Below are 22,121 nucleotides of genomic sequence, written 5' to 3'. Positions count from 1 at the left end.
CGTCACGACCCGTCCGGCCACTGCGGCGAGCGACCGAGCTGCCGGAGGATCCGGTCCAGGGGCGCGCCCTGATCGCCGCCCGGCAGGGCATGTGCGAAGGCCGCGCCCGGGGCCTCCCGTTCCGGACCGTCGGGAACCTGCCCGGCGATGCGCAATGCCGGTTCGACGGTCTCTTCGTCCAGCTCGTAGCCCACGCCGAGGGATCGGGCCAGATCCCAGCCGTGCACCACATAGTCGATCAGATGGAACCCGACGGCCTGCGCGCCCGGCGCGACGACCTCGGGTCCGAACTCGGGCAGCGCGAAGGGACGTTCCAGCACATCGGGCAGCGCGAAGGCACGCAGCACGTCCCCCGCGGAGTCCGCGTATTCGGCAGGGGTGTGCGGGCCCGGCGAGCGCGGCCGCCAGTGGGCGAGATCAGCGCCCTGCCCGCGGGCGGCGGCAGCGAACCCGCGGTGCTGCGCGGCCATATGCGCCAGCAGGTCACCCACTGTCCATCCCGCGCACGGGGTGGGCCGGGACAGGTGGCCGGCGGTCACGAGTTCGGCGGTGGCCACCGTGGTGAGCACCGCCCGGCGGTCGAGTTCTACGAGGTCTGTGGTCATCCGTGAAACAATACTCATGCGCCTATGATAGGTCAATGCTTATCAATTGTGAGTAGGTAGGTTCTACCCATGGGAACCACGGACAGGCGGGACCTGGCGGCGATGCTCGCGCCGCTGACCCGTAACCTCCTCGCGCTCGAACAACCAGTCCTCGAAGCCCACGGGGTGACCATGTGGGCGTACACGGTCCTGTCCGCACTGAGCCGCGGCACCGCCCGGGGCCAAGGCGTGCTCGCCCAGGAGATCGGCGCGGACAAGACGCGGATCATCGCGGTACTCGACGATCTCCAGGACCGCGGACTCATCGAACGCACCCCCGACCCGGCGGACCGGCGAGCCCGGCTGCTGGCACTCACTTCCGAAGGACACCGGATCTGCGCGGCCGTCCGCAGCGAGATCCAGGCCCGCGAGGAAGAACTGGTACTCGGCCACCTGTCGGCGACCGAGCGCCGCGGGTTTCTCAACGCGCTACGAACGTTGACCGCGCTCCCCCGCGACTCCTTCAGCGAGGGCCCCGCGCAGGACTGAGCCGCGACCGGTCATCTCTCGCAGGCGACCCCGTCACCGTCCCGATCCAGACCCGGCCGGTACCCGGGCTCGCCCCGATGCAGCGGCGCGACTCCCGCCGCGCGCGCGGCGGCGCACGACCCGAAATAGGTGGCCGACGGCGCGGGGACCGACGGCGGCGCGACGGTCGGCTCCGGGGTCCATCCGGATTCGGGTGCGGGAGGTACGGCGAACGGCGGCGGAGCGGGCGCGACGGCAACGGACGGTGTCACCGGAACGACCGCAGCCAGGGTGGTCACCGGCGCGGCCACGGGCGGCGGCGCGGAGGTGACGGTAGAACCCGGCGCGGCGGTTTCGGCGCCGTCCACCGGCGTACCGAGTGTCATGACCGGGGCGACCGCGGCTGTCGACGGTGCGTCGGAAATGACGGTCGGAGTGGTTGCGGCCGTCTCGCCGCCACCGCAACCCGGCAGCAGCGCGCACCCGACGGCGACAGCACACGCCAGTACAGACCTTCGCATATCTCTGACCTCCGATTCCGTTGCGGCAGAGACGCGAGTGGGCGCTCCACACGATCGATGTGCCGTGTGATCGCCGAACGGACAGCGGATGTTTCAGAGTTGCCGGTGCCGGGTGCAGACGCGCACTCTCACCCTTCGCTCGCCCGGAGCACGCGCAGCGGCGCGTGGTTGGCCCAGCCCTCGGCCGGCCAGTTGAACCAGCCCGCCGAAGCCCAGGTGCCGCCGTCGGGATGCAGTGTGGTGCCGGTGAGGTAGGACGACAGGCCGGAGGCGAGAAAGACCGCGCAGTTCGAGATATCGGCGGGATCACCGGCCCGGCCCATGGGGATCGCGACCTTGACGCCCTCCGGATCGGTCATCGCGTTGTCGCCGGTCCCGATCCGCTCCAGATTCGGGGTGGGGACGAAATCGGGGGCGATGTTGTTGACGCGGATGCCGTCCGGGGCCACCTCGATAGCGAGGGTGCGGGCGAACTGTTCCACCGCCGCCTTGGCAGCGGCGTAGACGGCGAAACCCGGTGCGGCGCGGTGCGCTTCGATGGTGCTGATATTGATGATGCTGCCGCCGCGGCCACCGGCACGCATCCGTGGCACGGCCAGGTGGCAGGCGTGCAGCACATGGGTCAGGTTGGTGCGCAACAGCGCGTCCCAGCCCTTCGGGCGGGTGTCGGTGAACGGCGCGCGGAAGGTTCCGCCCACCACGTTCACCAGGATGTCGAGCCGCCCCCAGCGTTCGCCGGCGGCCTCGAACAGCACGGCGAGGTCCTCGGGATCCCGGGCGTCGCCCTGATGCACCACGGCGTCGTGACCGCCCGCGGCGAAGACTGCACGGATCTCTTCGGCGGCGGCGGGATCCAGATCCAGCACGGCGACCCGCACCCCGTTGACCGCCAGGTCCGTCGCAATCGCCCGGCCCAGTCCACCCGCGCCACCGGTCACGACCGCGACGCTGCCCGCGAGGCCGCCGCGTTCCTCGAACCAGCCCATGGTCCGCCTCTCAATCGATATAGGTCGCGCCGAACGCCGTCAGGAAGTCGAAGGTGGCGTCCGGATCGAGAGTTTCGTGCACCCCGGAGCGGGTGGAGACGACGATCCAATCCACTCCGGCCCGAGCCAGTTCCGCGAAGGCTTCCCGATGCGCACCGGGATCGGCGCCGGGGCCCGTGAGACCTTGATGACTGTAGGAGTACACCAGGTCGATATGGTCGGCGCGACCGGCGGTTTCGGCCGCCGAACGCACCTCGCTGATCTTGTTCGCGAGCTCGGCGATCGAACCGAGTTCCGGAGTGCGGGCGGTCGTGCTCAACTCCGCCCCACCGGACATCGGAATCCACCCGTGCGCGGCCCGTGCCACCCGGCGCCGGCTCAGCGCGGAATTGCCGCCGATCCAGATCGGTATCGGTTGCTGCACGGGTACGGGCCGGGCCTGGACGTCGCGGGCGCTGAAATGTTTCCCGGTGTAGCTGAACGGCTCCCCTTTCCAGTGCAGCGGAAGGACATCCAGCGCCTCGTCGAACAGCGTGTTCCGCTCGTCGAAATCGACGCCGAGCGCATGGAATTCACCCTTCAGATATCCGGTGCCGATCCCCAGGATCGCCCGGCCGCCGGACAGTTTGTCCAAGGTGGCCGCCGCCTTCGCCAGCAGCATGGGATTGCGATAGGGCGCCACCGACAGATAGGTGATCAATCGGATCCGCTCGGTGAGCGCGGCCGCGTACCCGAGCGCCACGAAGGGGTCCAGGGTTTGATGCCCGCCCGCGCCCAGCCAGCGGGCCCCCGGCGCCGGATGCTCACTGAACGAGAATCCGCCGAAACCGGACCGCTCGGCGGCAGCGGCCACCTCCCCCAGCGGGCCGGCGTCGAGCACATCGCCGTCCACACCACCCGTTTCGGGATAGTGGAAGATGAATCGCATAGCTACCTCCGCGTATTCGCAACGACCCGGACCTACCGGCCCCGTCGGACCTCGTTGAACGGCACCTCCCGGTCGGCGGCGTACTCCCGCGGCATTCCGAGAACCCGCTCGCTGATCACATTGCGCGCCATCTCGGTGCTGCCGCCGGCCAGGCTCCAGGCGGCCCGGAACAGGAAGTCGGTGCCGATCTTGGCGGTATCGGCGGGATCACCGGGGGCGTGCGTGGCGGCCGCGGCGCCGGCGACCTTGACCGCCATATCGGTTTGCAGCCAAGAATTCTCGGCGCTGAACAACCGGGTGATCGAGCCCGCGGCCGGCGGCAGCTCCCCCGCGAGCACACTGCGGGTGATGTGATCGATGAGTTGATCGCGCACCACGGTCATGGCCCGGGCCTCGCCGATGTCCTCGCGGACCCGGATATCGTCGAGCTGGCCGGTTCGGCGGGCGAGCTCCAGGATGTGGGAATCCTCGCCGCCCAGGTGCGGCCGGGCACCGCTGATGTAGGGCGAGGTCCCGCCGATCGCGGAACGTTCGTGATACAGCAGCCGGGAAGCCGCCTCCCAGCCGTTGTCGACCTCACCCACCACGGCGTCGTCACCGAGGGCGACATCGTCGAAGAACTCCTGGCAGAACTCGGTGGATCCGGTGACCTGCTTGATCCGCTGCACGGTCACCCCGGGGGCGCCGATCGGCACCAGGAACATGGTGAGACCGCGATGCTTCGGCACTCCCCAGTTGGTGCGGGCCAGGCAGAGCCCGTAGTCGGCGGCGTAAGCGCCCGAACTCCAGATCTTCGACCCGTTGAGGATCCACCGGTCGCCGTCGCGCTCGGCGCGGGTGGTGAGCCCGGCCAGGTCCGAGCCGCCGCTGGGTTCGGACAGCAACTGCACCAGCAGTTCGTCGCCGCGCAGCACCGCCGTCAGATGCTCTTGCTTCTGCTGCTCGGTACCCAGATCCACCAGAGTCGCGGCGCAGATGGACAGCGTCGGGACGTTCAGGATGAGCGGCATCTCGTAGGCGTAGGACTCTTTGGTGAACGCCTGCTGGTGGGCCGGGGTGAGCCCGAGACCGCCGTATTCCTTCGGGAAGCAGATACCCGCGAAGCCGCCGTTGTAGAGCAGCCGTTGCAGTTCGCGCGCCCGATCCCATTCCTCTTTGCTGTCGGGTGGGCCCTGATCCGGCGGGTTGGGCGGAAGATTGTCGCGCAACCAGACCCGGGCGCGCGCCCGGAACTCGGCGACGGGTTCCACTTCGGTGGTCATAGCGGTACTGCCTTCCAGGGGAGTCCGTCGCGCTACGCGGCGGTGACGAGGAGGTCGGTGATCCGGCGGCGATGCTCCTCGGGAGTGCCGTAGAGCGCGCGGCCCAGCCCGATGCGCCGCAGATACAGGTGCAGATCGTGCTCCCAGGTGACCCCGATCCCGCCGTGCAGCTGGACGCAGTCCTGGCCGATCACCGAGGCTTTCGCGCCCACATACGATTTCGCGACGCTGACCGCCTCGGCCGCCGTGGCCGGATCGTCGTCGACGGCGGCGGCCGCCGCGCCTGCGGTCGCGCGGCACGCCTCGAGCCAGGTCTTGTTATCGGCCATCCGGTGTTTGAGCGCCTGGTAGGAGGCGAGAGCGCGACCGAAGGTGAACCGGTCGGTCAGCCAGGACAGGGTCGTGTCCATGGCTTTGTCGGTGGCGCCCACCGTCTCGGCCGCGGTCAGTACCGCGGCGGTGTGCAGCTGGGTACGCACGGCGGCGGCCGCGGCCGCACCGGTGTGCACCACCGCGTCGGCGGGCACCGCGACCTGGTCGAAGTCGATCCGGGCGGTGCGGCGGACCAGGTCCAGGGTCCAGGTCGGGGTCACCGTGACACCGGCGGCGTCGGCGGGGACCAGCAGTTGCACCGGACCGTCCGCGCTCTGCGCGGTCACCAGGAAGATATCGGCGCGGTCGCCGGCTTCGACGCGATCCTTGACACCGGTGAGGCGGTACCCGTCGCCGTCGCGCACCGCCCGGGCCCATTCCCCGTCGCCGGGAGTCGCCCCGTCGGCGAGCGCGTTGACGATATCGAGGCCGCGGCCGGGTTCGTAGACCGCCCAGGAGGCGAGGACGGCGCCGGCGGCGATGCCGGCAACCGTCTCGCCGACGCCGGCGCCGGCGCTCGCCAGACCGGCCAGCACCGCATTGGTCGTCACGAACGGCCCCGGCGCGCAGGCCCGGCCGAGTTCCACTGCTACCAGCGCCAATTCGGTCATCGGACGGTCGGAGATGGTGCCTCCGCCGTATTCCTCGGCGACGAGCATGGCGGTCCAGCCAAGTTCGGTCGCCGAGCGCCACCACTGGCCGTCGAATCCGGTCCCCGCTTCGCCGAGCGCGCGTACTGTCGCAACCGGGACGGTCTCCGCCAGGAATTCCCGGGCGGTCTGTTGGAAGAGCCGCTGGTCAGCGGTGAGATCAAGGGTCATGTTCTCCGGTCCTCCGGTTGACGCACGGCATGCCAGTGTGGAAATCTCATACTCACAGATGAGAGTTATATTCTCAAATGCGGAAGGCAACCGGCGGAGCTGCTCGTGGCGGTGGGAGCCGGCGGAGCGAAGGGAACCGTCACGTGAAAAACTTCCAGGATCTCGACTTCTTCCTCGGACAGGAACTGGTCGACGATCCGTATGCCTACTTCGACGCTCTTCGCGAACAATGCCCGGTGACCCGGGAGCAGCACCACAACGTCGTCATGGTCACCGGTTACGACGAGGCGCTCGAGATCCTCAACGACGCCGAGCGGTACTCGTCCTGCATCTCGGTCACCGGGCCGTTCCCCGGCTTCCCGGTCCCGATCGACGCCGAGTCCGATGTGGACGCGCTGATCGCCGAACACCGCGACTCCCTGCCGCTCAGCGATCAGCTGCCGACGCTGGACCCGCCCACGCATACCGCGCATCGCGGTCTGCTCATGCGGCTGATCACCCCGAAACGCCTCAAGGAGAACGAGGAGGCGATGTGGGATATGGCCGATAAGGTGCTCGACGAGTACCTCGCGCCGGGCAAGGGCGATCTGATCCGCGACTTCGCCGGCCCCTTCACCCTCTACATCATCGCCGACCTGCTCGGCGTGCCCACCGAGGATCAGGAAGAGTTCCTCAACACCCTGCAGCGCGACCCGCACCGCACCGACACTGTCGGCAGCACCAAAGGCGAAGGCGGGATGTCGCACAATCCGATCGAATTCCTCTACAGCAAATTCTCGGGCTATATCGACGACCGCCGGGCGAACCCGCGCGGCGATGTGCTGACCAGCCTCGCCGAGGCGACCTTCCCCGACGGCAGTCAGCCGGAGGTGCTCGATGTCGTGCGGGTGGCGGCCAACCTGTTCTCGGCCGGCCAGGAAACCACGGTCCGGCTGCTGTCCTCGGCGCTGAAGATGATCGCCGAGGATCCGGAACTGCAGCAGTGGTTGCGCGCCGACCACGAGCGGATCAACAACTTCATCGAGGAAATGCTGCGGATGGAAAGCCCGGTGAAGGGCGATTTCCGCATGGCGAAGACAGCCACCAACGTCGCCGGTGTCGATATCCCCGCCGGCACCGTCCTGATGCTCGCCAACGGCGGCGCCAATCGCGACCCGCGCCGGTTCGAGAACCCGGGCACCTTCGACGCGCAACGCTCGAACGCGCGCTCGCATATCGCGTTCGGCCGCGGTATCCACACCTGCCCTGGCGCCCCGCTGGCCCGGGCCGAGGCCAAGGTCGCGATCAAACGGCTGCTGGAACGCACCACCGATATCCGGATCGACGAGAGCGTGCACGGACCAGCGAGCGAACGCAAGTTCACCTATCTGCCGACGTTCATCCTGCGCGGGATCACGTCACTGCATCTGGAATTCGACCGCACGGAAGGGTAGGTCCCATGAAGGTCATCGTCGACGAGGACTCCTGCAAGGGCCACGGGATCTGCACCACGCTGTGCTCCGAGGTGTTCACTCTCAACGATTACGGCTATGCGGAGGCCATCGCGGACGAGATTCCCGAGGATCTCCAGGAGGCGGTGGCCACCGCCAAGGATGCCTGCCCCGAGTGGGCGATCAAGATCGTCGACGAATCGGCGGGCTGACCGGGCGCGGAGAGCGTTCGGGTAGTCGATCGCGACACCCGGACGTTCCGGCTGTGCCCGCAAGGGCACGGGCACGAGCGAGCCGGTAGGCGGCCTACACTGCTCCGGAGCTGAGATACCGGTTTCCCGGTCGCCGAATCCGACGGCACCCGCCGACCCATATCCGCAACGACCATGGCGGCGGCCATCTCTCGGCCGCGGCGGTCGGCGCAGACCGAAGCGCACTCGGCGGAGCAGGTGACCGCCGGGAGCCGGTCGCCCGTGCCCGGGTCGGATACCGCTCACCGGCACCGAGCCCGAGCACAACGATCTCGAGCGATCGACAGACCGGCTACCGCAATCGCCGAAGCCTGACTCGGGAACTCCAGGTCAGGGGGTGGTCGGAACCGAGGATCCGCTCACGATCGGCGAGGTTCCGCTCATACATCGAAATCGCCTCGCTCAGCCGACCGGCCAACTCGTAAGCGTTCGCGAGATTGTTCCGGGACACCAGAGTATGCGGGTGATCGGGGCCGAGGATCCGCTGGCAGTCGACGAGGTTCCGCTCGTATATCGGGATCGCCTCGCTCGCACGGCCGACGGCCTGGTAGGCGTTCGCGAGGTTGTTACCGGAGGCCATGGCATCGGGGTGATCCGGACCGAGGACCCGCGCACGATCGGCGACGACCCGCTCGTGCAGCGAAATCGCCTCACCCAACCGACCCGCCGCCTGGTAGGCCTGCGCAAGGTCGCTACGAGAGCCCAAGGTATCGGGGTGATCCGGACCGAGGGTCCGCGCACGATCGGCGAGGACCCGCTCGTGCAGCGAAATCGCCTCACCCAACCGGCCTGCCGCCTGGTAGGCGTTCGCGAGGTTACCAGCGGAGGTCGAGCTACCAGGGTGATCGGGACCGAGGACCCGAACGAAGTCCGCGAGGACCCGCTCGTGCAGCGAAATCGCCTCACCCACTCGGCCCTCCGCTTTGTAGGCCTGCGCGAGGTTGTTGCCGGAGGTCAAGGTGTCGGGGTGATCGGGACCGAGGACCCGAGCGAAGTCCGCGAGGATCCGCTCGTGCAGCGGGATCGCCTCACGTACCCGGCCGGTCGCCTGGTAGGCGTTCGCGAGATTGTTACCGGAAGCCAAGGTATCGAAGTGATCCGGACCGAGGACCCGCTCACAGTGCGTGAATGCGCGGTGGTGGTATGCCGCGGCGCGTTTCGTCAGTCCTTGGCCGGTGAGGAAGGATGCGGTGGCGTCGAGGATGTGCGCAGTAGTGGTCGTGTCGCGCACGGTGTATTCGAGAAGTGCGTCGATGTGCGGAAGCAGTATCCGCCAGGTGGGCCAGGTGGCGGAGTCTTCCGGGTCCGGCAGCGAACCGAGCAGCGTGGTGGCGGCGTGGGTGCGGGCTTGTTCGATCGCTCCGGGACTGCGGTGGGGATCCTCGGAATCCGGGGTGCGAGCCACTGCTTGTACAAGCCGGTGAATCGACACGGTGGCGATGACCGGGTCCGCGGAGATCATGTTGTAGGCGTTGAGCACACCGAGTGCGGCGTTGAGGACGGGTGGCGCGGCCAGATCCCCGCACAGAGCGAAGGGAACAGCGTCGGAGCCGAACCAAGCCAGGACGCGCAACAGGTCCCCTGCCGCCGGCTGGACGGCGACGATGCGGTCCAGGGTCACCCGCCAGATCCGCGCGATAGCACGTGCGGGGTCGACACCGACCGCGGTCTGACCGAACATGTCTGCCGGGTACTCGGTGAGCAGCAGCAGGTAAGCCCGCGCAGTGGTGAGCGGGTTCTGCGCCAGATACGCGCCGGCTTGCCCGACAGCGAGAGGCAGATGCCCGAGCTCCGCGCACAATTCGGCGGCACCGTCTTCATTGCGGGGTCCCGCGGCGGTGAGGATTCCCGTGATCAACCGCAGCGACTCGTCCGGTTCCAGGACATCCAATCGCACCACCGAAGTGCCCTGCTGCCAGCCGGCGGACAAGCGACTGGTGATCACGATACGGCCGGCACCGGCACGGGCCAGCACCTCGGCGGTATCGGCAGGATCGTCGACGTTGTCGAGGATCAGCAGCCATCCGGTGTGGGTGGCCAGCCATTGCAGGGCACGCTCGGCGAGCTGCTCCACAGCCAACGCTTGCGCCCATGCCGGCTGCAGGGCGGCGGCGAACTCGGCCAGCCCCTGCTCGACGTGTGCCGCGGTGTCAGCGGTGATCCACCGCACCGGGGCGTGGCCGTGCGGGCGGGTCGCGGCCCAGTGCGCGACCAGCGTGCTCTTACCGATACCGCCGAGTCCGTGCACCGCCACCCGCCCCAGGTCAGCGAGCCCGGCATCGAGCTCGTCGAGCTCGCGTTCACGACCGACGAAACCGCGGCCGGGTATGACCGGCAGGTTGTCCAGTCCGGGTGGGGCATCGACTTCGGCGATGGGCTGCCACGCCTCCGGCGGCGGTGGTGCTACCGGCCGGGCCCGATCTCCCGAGACCATGAATGTGACGCCACCGTGGATCTGGTTCCCGGTCATAGAAATAGCACCGCCACCAGCTGAGGCTGTGGCGGAAGGCGCGGGGCTACCGGGTGTCAGGGCCGCGCCGCGCCGGGGTCCGGCGCCTCCGTGCGGCCCGCTCGCACACCGCTGATCTTCACCGCCCCCGCGATCTCGCTATCGGCCACCCGCACGCCGTCACCGGCGGAAGCGATATCGGAGATCTCGAGCACGGCGGCCACGAGGTTGGTCACCTCCGCCCCCACTACCTGCGGATGATGCTGCCGCACCGCGCCCAATACCGCGAGAGCCGCCGCACCGAGCTCCGCGTCACCGGCGGCACCGGCATCGTCGAGGTCCTCGGCCAGCGACTGCTTCTTGACCTCGGAGTCCGGCTTTCGCTCCAGCCCGGACACGTCCACCTGCTCGTACTTGCGCGAGAGCAGGTCCTTCAGCCCGCGATAGGCATCCTTCACCATCTGCGCCGCGGTATCACTCACCCCCGCCGCCGCACCCGCGGCGATCGCCGAAACCACCACTGCCGTCACAGGATCCATTCCGCAATCCTTACATCCGGACCGCCGTGGGACGCGATCGAACCAGCAAATTCCGCGCGGATCCGATATCCCCGTCCCACCGGCGACTCCACCACCTATCGGATGTAGCTGGTTCGGCATGCTCATATCGCCACGACGCGAGGCGGGGTCCTCAACCGCCGACGCGTCAGCTCACTCACCCGTCCAGCGCGGCACCCGCTTCGCCGCGAACGCCGCCGGACCTTCCTGCGCATCCGCGCTGCGGTAGGCCCTCACAGCGGCGTGCCGTGCCGACTGCAGCGCGGCCGACCGGCCCATTTCGGTTGCCAGCATGACGGTTTCGCGGGCCGCGCGCACCGACAGCGGCGCCCCGGCCAGTACGGTGGCGGCCAGGTCGAGCGCGGTGTCCAACAGGTCGGCCGGCTCGGCCAGCCGGTTCACCAGACCGATTTCGTAGGCCCGCTGGGCGGTGATCGGGTTACCAGTGAGCAGTATCTCCATCATGATGCGCTGCGGGATCATATGGATCAGCGGCGCGGCCCACGGTGAACTGCGCCCCACCTTCACCTCGGTCACCGCGAATGTCGCGCTGGTGCTGGCCACGCACAGGTCGCAGGCCTGGGCGATCATCCAGCCGCCCGCGAACGCCGCGCCGTTGACCGCGGCGATGGTGGGTTTGGACAGCGCGATCGTGTCGTAGGGCACCGGGAACATGTCCCGGGGCGGCTCGGCCATCCCGGTTTCGACCATTTCCCGGAGGTCACCGCCCGCGCAGAACGCCTTCGCCCCGGCACCGGTGAGGATCGCGATCCGCAACGCCTGATCCCGCTCGAAGCGCTCCCAGGCGGCGAACAGCCCGGCCCGGACTTCCGCGGACAGGCAGTTGCGAGTCTGCGGGCGGTTGAGGGTGATCACCGCGATGCCGTCGGCGCGGGCGTCGAAGAGTACGGCGTCTTCCATCTAGAAACCTCGCTGCTCGATACGGTGCGCGGTGCGCGCCAGGTCTTCCCGGAAATCGGGGTGGGCGATCTCGATCAGGTGCCGGGCGCGTTCGGCGAGCGTGCGCCCGGCCAGTTCCGCGGCGCCGTATTCGGTGACCACGATGTCGACCTCGCTGCGCGCGGTGGTGACCGGCCCGGACAGGGCCGCGGTGATCCGGCTGACGGTGCCGTTCTTCGCCGTGGCGGGCAGCGCGATGATGGAGCGCCCACCGGGTGAACGCAGGCCGGCGCGCACGAAATCCACCTGGCCGCCGGTGCCACCGAGATAGCTCTCGCCGGATTGTTCGGCGTTCACCTGACCGGTCAGATCGACCTCCAGCGCCGAGTTGAGCGTCACCAGGTTCTCGACCCGGGCGAGGACCGCGGCATCGTGGGTGTAGGAGGTCGCGCACATGCGCACGGCCGGGTTGCGATGCGCGAAATCGTAGAGTCGCCGGGTGCCGATGAGCGCGCCGGTGATCGAGACGCCCCGGTCGATCCGCTTGCGCGCGTTGGTGATCACTCCCGCTTCCACGAGGTCGACGAGTCCGTCGCCCATCATCCCCGAATGGATGCCCAGGTCGCGGCGGTCGCGCAGTGAGCGCAGTACCGCGTCGGGGACGGCGCCGACTCCGGTCTGCAGTACGGCGCCGTCCCCGATGTAGTCGGTGATATGCCGGGCAACGGCCTCGTCCACTGCCGCGATCGCCGCCGGGGGTACCTGCACGGGCGACCGCGATACCGTGACGGCACAGTCGATCTCGGCGGCGGCCAGCGATTCTCCGAACGTATAAGGCACCCGGTCGTTGACCTCGGCGATCACCACCCGGGCGCGCGACACCGCCGCCCGGACGTAGTCGCTGATCAGCCCGAAGCTGTGCCGGCCTGCGGCGTCGGCCGGGCTGACCTGGACGAACGCCACGTCGCAGCCGAGTTCACCGGTGTCGATCATCGATGCCACCCGGCCGACATGGCAGGGCACGATATCGAGTTCACGGCTTCTGGTCAGGCTGCGCAGGGCGCCGATGGCACCCATGCTCGACAGGGCGAAGGAACGGCTGACGCCGGGCGCGAACTGCCCCGAGAAGCTGGTGGCGGTGAACGCGGACAGTTTCCCGATCCCGGGCCCCTGCTCGATGAGCGCCTCGATCAGGGTCGTCGGCTCACCGCAGGCCTGACCGAGGACGATCCGGTCACCGGGACGCAGCCATTCGCCCAGGTCGATCGCGGTGCCGGTCATGCCGGTGTCCCCCGGCCGTTGCCGACCGGCACCCCGGGTCCCGGGTCGGGCGGCGGCGCGGCCGCCTCGTCCAGCACTTCGCGGGTGTGCGCGCCGAGGCGCGGCGCGGGTCCGGCCACACGGCCGGGGGTGCGGGAGAACCAGGTGGGTGGGCCGGGGAAACGCAGGGGACCGTGGGGACTGTCGACGGTTTCGAAGAAGCCTGCGGCGTTCAGGTGCGCGTTGTCGAACAGATCGTCCAGTGTCTGCACCGGTGCGGCCGGGATATCCAGGGAATTGAGCAGTTCCAGCCATTCCGCGGTGGTGCGGGTGCGGAAGGTCTCGCGGAGATGGGCGTAGACGGTGTCGATGCGGCGAGCGCGCTGGGCCAGCGTCGCGAACTCCGGACCGTTCCACGCCGGGTGCACCGCGTTCACGAACGCCGTCCACTGTTTGTCGTTGTAGACGAGCGCGGAGAGGTAGCCGTCCGCGGTGCGGTAGGGGGTGCGTTCGGGGGTGACCGCACGCGGGTAGGCGGCGGGGCCCAGCGGCGGGTCGAACAGCGCGCCGTTGGCGTGCTCGACCAGCATGAAGGCGGCCATGGTCTCGAACATCGCGACCTCGACCTCCTGCCCCTCCCCGGTCCGCTCACGATGGAACAGGGCCATCATGGTGGCGTAGAGGGCGGTCATCCCGGCGATCTTGTCGGCCATGATGGTGCCGACGTAACCCGGTGTGCCGGTAAGGAGTTCCTGCACGTGGGGCAGTCCGCATTCGGCTTGGATCGTATCGTCGTAGGCGGTGCGATCGGCGTCGGGACCGCGGCGGCCGTAGCCGTAACAGTTGGTGTAGACGATCGCCGGGTTCACCGCGGCGACCTGTTCGTAGCCGAAGCCGAGCGCGGTCACCGCCTTGCCTCGCATGGAGTGGACGAAGACATCGGCGCCCACGATCAGCTCGCGGAGCGCGGATCTGCCCTCTTCCTCGCGCAGATTCAGGACCACACTGCGTTTTCCGCGGTTGACGTTGACGAATACGCCGGCCATCCCCGGTTCCGGCCCCACCGAGATATGCCGGGTGTTGTCCCCGGCCGGGGGTTCCACCTTGATCACGTCGGCACCCATATCGGCCATGATCTGGGTGCAGTAGGGACCCATCACCATCGCCGTCAGATCGATTACCCGCACTCCGGCCAGCGGCCCTGTGTGCTGCATACGCCCTACCTTCACCGGGCCGGCCGAACAAATCGGCGGCTATCTGATGAATCTTTGTAAGGATAGTGATATCAAGTATGGGTGCCCAGTTTCAATGGCGAGAACGTCGAGCCCGACGGCGGCGAGAACGTCGAGCCCGACGGCGGCCGCTCCACCGGACCGCGGCTTCCGGAGTCGATCGCCGATGTGCTGCGCCCCGCCCTCGCCGCGCACCCGCAGGCCATCGCCATCGAAGCGGCGTCGGGCTCCTGGAGCTACCGCGAACTCGACGATCGCGCCCACGCGGCCGCGGCCGCGCTGTGGTCGCTCGGCGTCCGCCCCGGCGACCGGGTCGCGGCCTGCCTGCCCAACGATCTCGAAATCGTCGCCGCCTTCCACGGCGCCCAGCGGATCGGCGCGGTGTGGGCGGGTATCGGCGAGGCCCTGGCCGCGGCCGAACAGCAGTACCTGCACGAGCTGATCGAACCGAAAGTCGTGCTGGCGGGTCCCCGCTATCTCGTCGACTCCCCGGCCCGCGTCGGCCCGGACAGTTGGGCTGCGGCCCAACTCGCACCTGCCGCGCCCGATTTCACCCCGGACCCGCACGCACCGGCCGGGATAGCGTTCACCAGCGGAACCTCCGGGCGGCCGAAGGCCGTCGTACACAGCCAGCGCAATCTGCTGCTACCCGGAGCTGTGCTGGTCGCCACGCGCGGCTGGGGACCCGAATTGCGCAAGGGCGACAGCTTCCCGCTGACCATCCTCAACATGATGGTGCTGTCCACCCTGCTCACCGCCCAGGCCGGCGGCTGCGCGGTGATCATGGACCGCCGCGATGCCGCGGGGGTCGCGGAATGGATCTCCACCCGGAAGGTGACCGTCTGGAACGGCGCGCCGGCCCAGCTCTACGACCTGGCCGCGCGCCCGGAACTCGATCTGGGTTCGCTCCAGGAGGTGTGGAGCGGCGGCAGCGACACCCCGGATACGGTCAGGACGGCGTTCGCCGCCGCGCACGGACCGATCCCGCGGGTGACCTACGGCCTCACCGAGGCGCCGACGGTGGTGGCGATCGATCCGCCCGGACCGGAGTGGCGGCGGCGGGCCAGCGGCCGGGTACTGCCCCAGTTCGACGTCGCCGCCTACGACGACGACGGAAAACGGCTCCCGGCAGGCGAACTCGGCGAGCTGCGACTGACCGGACGCACCGACGGCCCCTGGGCCGGACTCTGGCGGCCGCTGCTCGGACACTGGTCCGGCGGCCGGATTCAGCCTCCGCCGGAAGGGCCGGTCGCCACCGGAGATATCGGCACCGTCGACGAAGACGGCTGGCTCACGGTGCTCGACCGCAAGAAGATGGTCATCATCCGCGGCAGCGCGAATATCTATCCGCTCGAGGTGGAGCGGGTGCTGGGGGCCCATCCGGCGGTCGCCAAGGTGGCGGTCTGCGGAGTTCCGCACGAACGGCTCGGCCAGCAGGTCGCGGCGGTACTCGAGACGAACGGGTCAGCCGTGGATTTCGCGGAGCTGGCGCGACACTGCCGAGACGAACTCGCCGGGTACAAGATTCCCGAGCTGTGGGCCGTGGTCGACGCACTGCCCGTCAATGCCATGGGCAAGGTGGTGCGGACCGACCTCCCGGGTCTGATCGCGCGCGAGGGCCGGGAATGAGCGCCGACCGCGCGGCCGCCGTACGCCCTTTCGAACTCGACGGCAGGGTGGCCATCGTGACCGGCGGGTCGTCCGGTTTGGGTGCGGCGGTGAGCCGCGCGCTGTCCGGGCTCGGCGCGCGGGTCGCGGTGGTGGCGCGGCGGCGGGACCGCTTGGAATCACTGGCCGGCGAGATCGGCGGTCTGGCACTGGGGTGCGATCTCGCCGAACCCGCCCGGATCGCCGACATCGTCCCGGCGGTCACCGAATCGCTGGGTCCGCCGGAGATCCTGATCAACGCGGCGGGTAACCGCTTCGGCACCGAACACGCCGAATCGGAAGCGCTGACCGATATCCGGCGCACCCTGGACCTGAATCTGCTGGCCCCGCTGCTGCTCGCCCAGCAGGTCTTCCCGTCCATGCGCGATCTCGGTCGAGGGTCGATCGTGAACGTCTCGTCGATCAGCGGGCGCGTGGGGATACCGGGTATCCCGCAGGCGTCCTACGCCGCGAGCAAGGCCGGATTGTCCGGGCTCACCACCGAACTCGCCGTGCAGTGGGCACGGCATTCGATCCGGGTGAACACGGTCGCACCCGGCTTCTTCCGCAGCGAGATCACCGACAGCCTCTACGACAGCGAGCGCGGCGCCGGCTATCTGCGCCGCAATATCCCGCTGCCCACCGAGGGCACCGCCGCCGACATCGTCGGCGCCATCGTCTGGCTGGCCGGGGACGCCGGCCGCTACGTGACCGGACAGACCGTCGTCGTCGACGGCGGCTGGACGGTGCGCTGACCAGCCGGGTGTTGACACCGATCAGCACTGATGGAAATATGATTCTTGTTTACGAGAATCTAATTCTTTTGTGACTTCCGCGGATCGGCGCCCATCCCATCGGCACCGCCGTCCGGACGCCGCAACGGCATCCGGACGGCAGCGAGAAAGGAACACATCACCGATGTTCTCCGCAATTCTCATCGACAAGGGTGAGTCGGGCTCGAAGGTAGAGCTCACCAGCGTGGACGAGGCCCAGTTGCCCGAGGGCGACGTCGAGATCGAGGTGGCCTTCTCCACCCTCAACTTCAAGGACGCGCTCGCGATCACCGGATCCTCTCCGGTCGTGCGCAAGTTCCCGATGGTGCCGGGTATCGATCTCGCCGGGACCGTCACCTCCAGCACGCACTCCCGCTGGTCCACCGGCGATCGAGTGGTCCTCAACGGCTGGGGAGTCGGCGAAACCCATTGGGGCGGTCTCGCGCAGCGCGCCCGGGTCGACGGCGACTGGCTGATCCCGCTGCCGGGCGAATTCACCGAACGCCAGGCCATGTCCATCGGCACCGCGGGCTACACCGCCGCCCTCTGTGTGGACGCCCTGCTGAAACACGGCCTCACCCCCGACAGCGGCGAGATCCTGGTGACCGGCGCGACCGGCGGCGTGGGCAGCGTCGCCATCGCGTTGCTCACCAAGGCCGGATTCTCGGTCGCCGCCGCGACCGGCAAGGCGGACGAGCACGCGTATCTGAAACAACTCGGCGCCACCACCGTCGTCGAGCGCGCCGACTTCGCCGACAAGGGCAAACCGCTGCAGAAGGAACGCTGGGCGGGTGTCGTGGACACGGCCGGCAGTCACACCCTCGCCAATGCGTGCGCGCAGACCCGATACGGCGGCGCGGTCGCGGCCTGCGGGTTGGCCCAGGGGATGGATTTCCCGGCGTCGGTCGCCCCGTTCATCCTGCGCGGCGTCTCGCTGCTGGGCGTGGACAGCGTGATGGCGCCCCAGCCGAAACGGCTCGACGCCTGGGCCCGGCTCGCGCGCGACCTGGACCCCGCCGTCCTCGATTCGATCGCCCGCGAGATCGCGCTGGGTGCGGCCGTCGAGGCCGCCAGCGGGTTCATCGCCGGCACTGTCCGGGGCCGGATCGTCGTCGATGTGAATCGCTGAGCAGGAGTTCTCGTGAGCAAGAAAACGGAAGAATCCACCGTCGAACTCGATCTCAGCGATGTCGACCACCGGGTCGGCACACCGATCGGCGGCGGACAACTGTGGGATCCGTGCAGCACCTCCGATATCCGCCGCTGGGTGATGGCGATGGATTATCCGAACCCGTTGCACTGGGATCAGGAGTTCGCCCGCGAATCCCGGTACGGCGGCCTGATCGCACCGCAATCGATCGCGGTCGCGCTGGACTACGGGCACGGTGCGGCACCGGCCTGTGTGGGACATATCCCGAACAGTCATCTGATCTTCGGCGGCGAGGAATGGTGGTTCTACGGCTGCCCGGTGCGGCCCGGCGACCAGCTGTTCCAAGAGCGTCGCTTCCACGATTACACAGTGGCGAACACGAATTTCGCCGGCCCCACCATGTTCTCGCGCGGCGATACGACCCACCGCAACCAGCACGGCACACTCGTCGCCAAGGAGCGGTCCACCGCGATCCGCTATCTCGCCGAAGAGGCGAACAAACGCGGCATGTACGCGAACCAGCTCGGCGAGGTCAAGAAATGGACGGCCACGGAACTCGCCGAGGTGGACGCGCTGCGAACCGAATGGCTGATGTCGAACCGGCTCGGTGTGTCTCCGCATTTCGACGAGGTCGAGGTCGGCGACAAACTGCCACGGCGGGTGATCGGACCGCACAGCATCGCCAGCTTCACCACCGAATACCGGGCTTTCCTGTTCAACATCTGGGGCACGTTCCGGTGGACCGCGCCCGCGGGCGTAGCAGATCCGTGGGTCTATCAGGACCCGGGCTGGACCGAGGGGTTCGGCTTCGACGAAGAAGGCGCGAAGATCGACCCACGGTTGCGCGACGGACTCTACGTCGGACCCTCACGCGGCCATATCGACGCCGAGAAAGCCGGTGACGTCGGGATGGCCCGGGCGTACGGCTACGGCGCCACCATGGGCGGCTGGTGCACCGACTATCTGGCCTATTGGGCCGGTAACGACGGCATGGTCCGGCACACCAGAGCCGACTTCCGACTCCCCGCGTTCGAAGGCGATGTCACCTATTTCGACGGCGAGATCGTGGACAAGAACCCCGAATCGACCTGGGGTGTGCCACTGGTGCAGGTGAAGCTGAAACTCACCAACCAGGACGGCGGCACGCTGGTCTCCTGCACCGCCGAGGTCGAACTCCCGCTGTAACAGCGGCAACCCGCGTATCACCGTCAGAGAGGAAACCGGCGATGAGCACCGGGACCCAGCACCTTCCCGACCGGTCGGCGGCGATCGCCGCGGGGCCGCCGCTGAGCGAGGAACCGGGTCTCGGGACGCTCACGCTACCCGGATTCCTCCGCGAAGTGACCGAGCTGTACCGGGACCGCACCGCACTGTCGTCCCCCGCCGACGGCCTCGCCTGGACCTACACCGAACTGTGGGACCAGGCGCTCGCGGTGGCCCGGGCACTGCGGGCCTGCGGCGTCGGGAAGGACAGCCGGGTCGGCGTGCTCATGACCAACCGCGCCGAGTGGCTGGCGGCTGTTTTCGGGACTTCACTGGCCGGTGGCGTCGCGGTGGCGCTGAGCACCTTCTCCACCGGCCCGGAACTGGACCATCTGCTGCGGGTCTCCGGTGTCTCGGTACTGCTGTTCGAACGCACGGTGGCCAAAGCGGATTTCGGCGCCGTCCTGACCGGCCTCGAGCCGCGCCTCGCGTCGGGAACGCCGGGCCGGATCGATTCCGGCGCATACCCTTTCCTGAGGTACGTCGCGGTGGTCGGCGACCCGCCGCCCGTTGGGGCGATCGAGAGCTGGGACGCCTTCCTGACCCGCGCCGCCGATACCGATCCCGCGCTGATCGAGGCCGCCGCCGCCACCGTGCGACCCAGCGATACCGCGGTGCTGTTCTTCTCGTCGGGCACCACCAGCAAGCCGAAAGGCATCCGCAGCGCGCATCGCGGGGTCACGATCCAGATGTGGCGTTTCCGGCGTATGTTCGGTTTCGGTCCGGACGACGACGTGCGTTGCTGGACCGCCAACGGTTTCTTCTGGTCCGGTAATTTCGCCCAGGCGCTCGGCGCCACGCTGGCCGCGGGCGGGACGCTGATCCTGCAATCCCTGTTCGACGCAGCCGGGGCTTTGGAGCTCATGCAGTCGCAGCGGGTGACCTTCCCGGTGGCCTGGCCGCATCAGCACGCCCAGCTCCAGAGCGCCGCCAACTGGGTCTCGGCGGATCTGAGCAGTCTGCGGTTCGTGGACCGCGACCTGCCGCTTGCCACCCACCCGACCATCGATACCGAGTGGACGGAGCCGGGACACGCCTACGGCAATACCGAGACCTTCACCATCACCACCTGTTTCCCCGCCTGCACGCCGGAAAAGGTGATCGCCGGCAGCAGTGGGATGCCGCTGCCCGGGGTGACGGTGAAGGTCGCCGATCCGCTCACCGGCGCGGTGCTGGCCAGGGGCGAGAGCGGCGAGATCTGCATCAAGGGCCCCACCCTGATGCTCGGCTATCTCGGTACACCGTTGGACGAGACCCTCGACGAGGACGGCTATTTCCACACCGGCGACGGCGGTTACCTCGACGAGGCCGACCGGCTGTACTGGGAAGGCCGGCTCACCGACATCATCAAGACCGGCGGTGCGAATGTCTCACCGCTCGAGGTCGACGAGATCCTGAGCCACTATCCGGGCATCAAGATCGGCCGGACTGTGGGGGTACCGCACGAGACCCTGGGTGAGATGGTGGTCGCGTGCGTGGTACCGCACGCCGGCCGGGCACTCGACGCCAGGGAGATCCGGGACCATCTCCGCGCACAGCTCGCCAGTTACAAAGTGCCGCGCGAAATCCTGTTCTTCACTGAAGACGACCTGGCACTGACCGGCAGCGCGAAGATCAAGTCCGGCGATCTCCGACTGCTGGCGGCCCAACGGCTCGCGGCTGCCGCCGACCAGCACAAACCGCATATCGGCGGCGTATGAGAACTTCCCACTCTGTGCACGCGGCGGCCGGCCTCGGTCGTGGGGATCCGGAGTCCCACTTCGGAGCCTCTGTACAGGAATCATGTACAACCCCCGCATGAGGCAGCTCTCTTACACCGAAGCCCGCGCGACCTTCGCGAAGGTGCTCGATACCGCTACCGACGATCTGGAGGAGTTCGCGGCAGGTGGCTTCGTCCCCGGAGAACGTCTGGACCTGCCCGACGACGATGATTCGACAGGTGTGGCGTGAAGCTGCAGTTCTCCAGCGAAGCCTGGAAGGACTATGCGTGGACGGTGGCCGACGACCGGGCGTCGGCACGGAAGCTCTTGCCGGTTATCGGGCGGGTCAAAACGCATGAGTCCACGCGGAAGCTGGCGCGGCGTATCGACGCCGGGACCGCACGCATCATGTCGGCGACAGTGAAACGGGAACGTGGCCGCTGGTTTGTCGTGTTCACCTGCGAGGTGCAACGCAACAACCCAGCACCCCGGAACCCGAACACCGCTGTCGGTGTCGATCTCGGCATCAAGACGCTGGCCGTCACCTCCGACGGCGGCGAGCACATGAACCCGAAGCATCTGAGTAAGGCGTTGAACCGCTTGCGCCGCGAGTCGCGACAGGTCTCGCGGCGTCAAGGACCCGACCGGCGTATCGGGTATCGCGGGTCCGGGCGCTGGCATCGCGCCAACCGGGCCCGCAATCGAACCCACTACCGAGTCGCTGATGCCCGCCGCGACAGCCTTCACAAACTCACCAGCCATCTCACCGACACCTACGGCGCTGTCGGCGTTGAGGACTTGAACGTCGGCGGGATGCTCCGCAACCGCAGGCTGTCTCGCGCCATCGCCGACTGCGGGTTCGCGATACTGCACCATCAATTGTCCTACAAGACCGAGTGGCGGGGCACGGTGTTCGCCGTCGCGAACCGCTGGTACCCCTCCAGCAAAACCTGTTCCGGCTGCAAGGCAGTGAAAACCAAGCTGTCGCTATCGGAACGGGAGTTCATCTGTGAGTGCTGCGCAATGGTCCTCGATCGGGACTTGAACGCGGCGATCAACCTCGCGGACCAGGTAGGAATCCTCTTCCCGGAGTGGCCGGGTGAGGTGAAACGTGGACGCGGAGGCGATGTCAGAACCGCACAGCGGGCAGTCGCCGGTGAAACGTCTACCCGACGACCGCAACACGCGGCACAGGGACTTCCGGGCGGCAACACCCGGATCACAGAGAATCACTGATGCTCTAGTGAACGGCCAGATGACCGGATTCCGGCACTGAGCACGTCCTGTGAGTGTTGCCGGGGCATGGGTCATGTTCCGGTTGATGCGGATTCGCGCAATCCGGTTGCGGTGGTGCGGCATCGAAGCGCGCCCGCTGCCCGTCGTCGAGCCTGCTGCGCGTGGTATCCGTGCACTCGGAGTACTTCACACCAAGGGTGATGGTCGCACCCTGCGCTCCCATTTGCCGACCGCTTCAAGCGAGCATCTGATCCGGTCGGCGAACTGATCC

At 68.3% G+C, this 22,121-nt stretch carries 21 protein-coding genes; 10 read left to right on the top strand and 11 right to left on the bottom strand.

The genetic code is table 11. From position 1 onward, the window contains the following. Nucleotides 1–2: 2 nt before the first annotated feature. Nucleotides 3–623, bottom strand: coding sequence for a TIGR03086 family metal-binding protein (locus OG804_RS00960; protein WP_442941712.1), 621 nt, complete (start codon nt 621–623; stop codon nt 3–5). Nucleotides 624–674: 51 nt separating this feature from the next. On the opposite strand from OG804_RS00960, the gene OG804_RS00955 reads away from it, so the two are divergent. Then, complete coding sequence (locus tag OG804_RS00955; protein WP_328392856.1) at nt 675–1,133, top strand: MarR family winged helix-turn-helix transcriptional regulator; 459 nt, start codon at nt 675–677, stop codon at nt 1,131–1,133. A gap of 11 nt (nt 1,134–1,144) precedes the next feature. Here the strand turns inward: OG804_RS00955 and OG804_RS00950 are convergent, their stop codons facing one another. The 5 genes from OG804_RS00950 to OG804_RS00930 form a co-directional block, all read right to left on the bottom strand. Beyond that, the gene (locus OG804_RS00950) at nt 1,145–1,633 is read right to left on the bottom strand and encodes an excalibur calcium-binding domain-containing protein (protein ID WP_328392854.1); all 489 of its coding nucleotides are present in this window, start codon (nt 1,631–1,633) and stop codon (nt 1,145–1,147) included. 128 nt (nt 1,634–1,761) lie between these two features. Continuing rightward, entirely contained in the window at nt 1,762–2,619 is an 858-nt protein-coding gene (locus OG804_RS00945) for an SDR family NAD(P)-dependent oxidoreductase (RefSeq protein WP_328392852.1), read from the bottom strand. Nucleotides 2,620–2,629: 10 nt separating this feature from the next. Continuing rightward, nucleotides 2,630–3,547: an LLM class F420-dependent oxidoreductase gene (locus OG804_RS00940; RefSeq protein ID WP_328392850.1), complete on the bottom strand. Its 918-nt coding sequence runs from the start codon at nt 3,545–3,547 to the stop codon at nt 2,630–2,632. Nucleotides 3,548–3,579: 32 nt separating this feature from the next. Next, nucleotides 3,580–4,809 carry an acyl-CoA dehydrogenase family protein gene (locus OG804_RS00935; protein ID WP_328392848.1) on the bottom strand — a complete coding sequence of 410 codons (1,230 nt, stop codon included), beginning with the start codon at nt 4,807–4,809 and terminating at the stop codon, nt 3,580–3,582. A 32-nt stretch (nt 4,810–4,841) separates the two neighbouring features. After that, nucleotides 4,842–6,002 carry an acyl-CoA dehydrogenase family protein gene (locus tag OG804_RS00930; RefSeq protein WP_328392844.1) on the bottom strand — a complete coding sequence of 387 codons (1,161 nt, stop codon included), beginning with the start codon at nt 6,000–6,002 and terminating at the stop codon, nt 4,842–4,844. Between the two features lie 143 nt (nt 6,003–6,145). On the opposite strand from OG804_RS00930, the gene OG804_RS00925 reads away from it, so the two are divergent. Then, on the top strand, nt 6,146–7,435 hold the full coding sequence (locus OG804_RS00925; protein WP_328392842.1) for a cytochrome P450: 1,290 nt from the start codon (nt 6,146–6,148) through the stop codon (nt 7,433–7,435). A gap of 5 nt (nt 7,436–7,440) precedes the next feature. Further along, entirely contained in the window at nt 7,441–7,644 is a 204-nt protein-coding gene (locus OG804_RS00920) for a ferredoxin (RefSeq protein ID WP_328392840.1), read from the top strand. A 331-nt stretch (nt 7,645–7,975) separates the two neighbouring features. Here OG804_RS00920 and OG804_RS00915 read toward each other — a convergent pair whose 3' ends face one another. The 5 genes from OG804_RS00915 to OG804_RS00895 form a co-directional block, all read right to left on the bottom strand. Then, nucleotides 7,976–10,153, bottom strand: a complete 2,178-nt coding sequence (locus tag OG804_RS00915) for a tetratricopeptide repeat protein (RefSeq protein WP_328392838.1) — start codon at nt 10,151–10,153, stop codon at nt 7,976–7,978. 56 nt (nt 10,154–10,209) lie between these two features. After that, the gene (locus OG804_RS00910) at nt 10,210–10,671 is read right to left on the bottom strand and encodes a hypothetical protein (RefSeq protein WP_328392836.1); all 462 of its coding nucleotides are present in this window, start codon (nt 10,669–10,671) and stop codon (nt 10,210–10,212) included. Between the two features lie 171 nt (nt 10,672–10,842). Then, complete coding sequence (locus OG804_RS00905; protein ID WP_328392833.1) at nt 10,843–11,610, bottom strand: enoyl-CoA hydratase/isomerase family protein; 768 nt, start codon at nt 11,608–11,610, stop codon at nt 10,843–10,845. Continuing rightward, a complete protein-coding gene (locus OG804_RS00900; protein WP_328392831.1) occupies nt 11,611–12,870 on the bottom strand; it encodes an acetyl-CoA hydrolase/transferase family protein in 1,260 nt (419 codons plus the stop codon). Beyond that, complete coding sequence (locus tag OG804_RS00895) at nt 12,867–14,063, bottom strand: CaiB/BaiF CoA transferase family protein (protein ID WP_328392829.1); 1,197 nt, start codon at nt 14,061–14,063, stop codon at nt 12,867–12,869. The genes OG804_RS00900 and OG804_RS00895 overlap by 4 nt, the downstream gene beginning before the upstream one ends. Nucleotides 14,064–14,144: 81 nt before the next feature. Here OG804_RS00895 and OG804_RS00890 point away from each other — a divergent pair, with 81 nt between their 5' ends. The 7 genes from OG804_RS00890 to OG804_RS00860 all read left to right on the top strand — a co-directional run bounded on the left by OG804_RS00890 (nt 14,145) and on the right by OG804_RS00860 (nt 21,850). After that, the gene (locus OG804_RS00890) at nt 14,145–15,710 is read left to right on the top strand and encodes a class I adenylate-forming enzyme family protein (RefSeq protein WP_328392827.1); all 1,566 of its coding nucleotides are present in this window, start codon (nt 14,145–14,147) and stop codon (nt 15,708–15,710) included. Beyond that, complete coding sequence (locus OG804_RS00885; RefSeq protein ID WP_328392825.1) at nt 15,707–16,483, top strand: SDR family NAD(P)-dependent oxidoreductase; 777 nt, start codon at nt 15,707–15,709, stop codon at nt 16,481–16,483. The genes OG804_RS00890 and OG804_RS00885 overlap by 4 nt, the downstream gene beginning before the upstream one ends. Nucleotides 16,484–16,646: 163 nt before the next feature. After that, nucleotides 16,647–17,630, top strand: a complete 984-nt coding sequence (gene acuI, locus OG804_RS00880; RefSeq protein ID WP_328392823.1) for an acrylyl-CoA reductase (NADPH) — start codon at nt 16,647–16,649, stop codon at nt 17,628–17,630. A 12-nt stretch (nt 17,631–17,642) separates the two neighbouring features. Further along, the gene (locus OG804_RS00875) at nt 17,643–18,836 is read left to right on the top strand and encodes an FAS1-like dehydratase domain-containing protein (RefSeq protein ID WP_328392821.1); all 1,194 of its coding nucleotides are present in this window, start codon (nt 17,643–17,645) and stop codon (nt 18,834–18,836) included. 41 nt (nt 18,837–18,877) lie between these two features. Next, a complete protein-coding gene (locus OG804_RS00870; RefSeq protein WP_328392819.1) occupies nt 18,878–20,614 on the top strand; it encodes a class I adenylate-forming enzyme family protein in 1,737 nt (578 codons plus the stop codon). Between the two features lie 97 nt (nt 20,615–20,711). Continuing rightward, nucleotides 20,712–20,864 (top strand): hypothetical protein, encoded by a 153-nt coding sequence (locus OG804_RS00865; protein WP_328392817.1) that lies wholly within the window; start codon nt 20,712–20,714, stop codon nt 20,862–20,864. Beyond that, complete coding sequence (locus OG804_RS00860; protein WP_328392815.1) at nt 20,861–21,850, top strand: RNA-guided endonuclease TnpB family protein; 990 nt, start codon at nt 20,861–20,863, stop codon at nt 21,848–21,850. The genes OG804_RS00865 and OG804_RS00860 overlap by 4 nt, the downstream gene beginning before the upstream one ends. The last annotated feature ends 271 nt before the right edge of the window (nt 21,851–22,121 follow it).

It is taken from the genome of Nocardia sp. NBC_00416, from assembly GCF_036032445.1.
In the GTDB taxonomy this organism is placed as follows: Bacteria; Actinomycetota; Actinomycetes; order Mycobacteriales; family Mycobacteriaceae; genus Nocardia.
This window is presented reverse-complemented; position numbering and strand designations above follow the sequence as displayed.

Coding starts and splice junctions, on each gene's coding strand:
- OG804_RS00915 (WP_328392838.1), bottom strand. CDS start 10,153: ATGACCGGGAACCAGATCCACGGTGGCGTCACATTCATGGTCTCGGGA.
- OG804_RS00945 (WP_328392852.1), bottom strand. CDS start 2,619: ATGGGCTGGTTCGAGGAACGCGGCGGCCTCGCGGGCAGCGTCGCGGTC.
- OG804_RS00885 (WP_328392825.1), top strand. CDS start 15,707: ATGAGCGCCGACCGCGCGGCCGCCGTACGCCCTTTCGAACTCGACGGC.
- OG804_RS00895 (WP_328392829.1), bottom strand. CDS start 14,063: ATGCAGCACACAGGGCCGCTGGCCGGAGTGCGGGTAATCGATCTGACG.
- OG804_RS00865 (WP_328392817.1), top strand. CDS start 20,712: ATGAGGCAGCTCTCTTACACCGAAGCCCGCGCGACCTTCGCGAAGGTG.
- acuI (WP_328392823.1), top strand. CDS start 16,647: ATGTTCTCCGCAATTCTCATCGACAAGGGTGAGTCGGGCTCGAAGGTA.
- OG804_RS00930 (WP_328392844.1), bottom strand. CDS start 6,002: ATGACCCTTGATCTCACCGCTGACCAGCGGCTCTTCCAACAGACCGCC.
- OG804_RS00910 (WP_328392836.1), bottom strand. CDS start 10,671: ATGGATCCTGTGACGGCAGTGGTGGTTTCGGCGATCGCCGCGGGTGCG.
- OG804_RS00950 (WP_328392854.1), bottom strand. CDS start 1,633: ATGCGAAGGTCTGTACTGGCGTGTGCTGTCGCCGTCGGGTGCGCGCTG.
- OG804_RS00935 (WP_328392848.1), bottom strand. CDS start 4,809: ATGACCACCGAAGTGGAACCCGTCGCCGAGTTCCGGGCGCGCGCCCGG.
- OG804_RS00955 (WP_328392856.1), top strand. CDS start 675: ATGGGAACCACGGACAGGCGGGACCTGGCGGCGATGCTCGCGCCGCTG.
- OG804_RS00905 (WP_328392833.1), bottom strand. CDS start 11,610: ATGGAAGACGCCGTACTCTTCGACGCCCGCGCCGACGGCATCGCGGTG.
- OG804_RS00870 (WP_328392819.1), top strand. CDS start 18,878: ATGAGCACCGGGACCCAGCACCTTCCCGACCGGTCGGCGGCGATCGCC.
- OG804_RS00940 (WP_328392850.1), bottom strand. CDS start 3,547: ATGCGATTCATCTTCCACTATCCCGAAACGGGTGGTGTGGACGGCGAT.
- OG804_RS00920 (WP_328392840.1), top strand. CDS start 7,441: ATGAAGGTCATCGTCGACGAGGACTCCTGCAAGGGCCACGGGATCTGC.
- OG804_RS00900 (WP_328392831.1), bottom strand. CDS start 12,870: ATGACCGGCACCGCGATCGACCTGGGCGAATGGCTGCGTCCCGGTGAC.
- OG804_RS00960 (WP_442941712.1), bottom strand. CDS start 623: ATGAGTATTGTTTCACGGATGACCACAGACCTCGTAGAACTCGACCGC.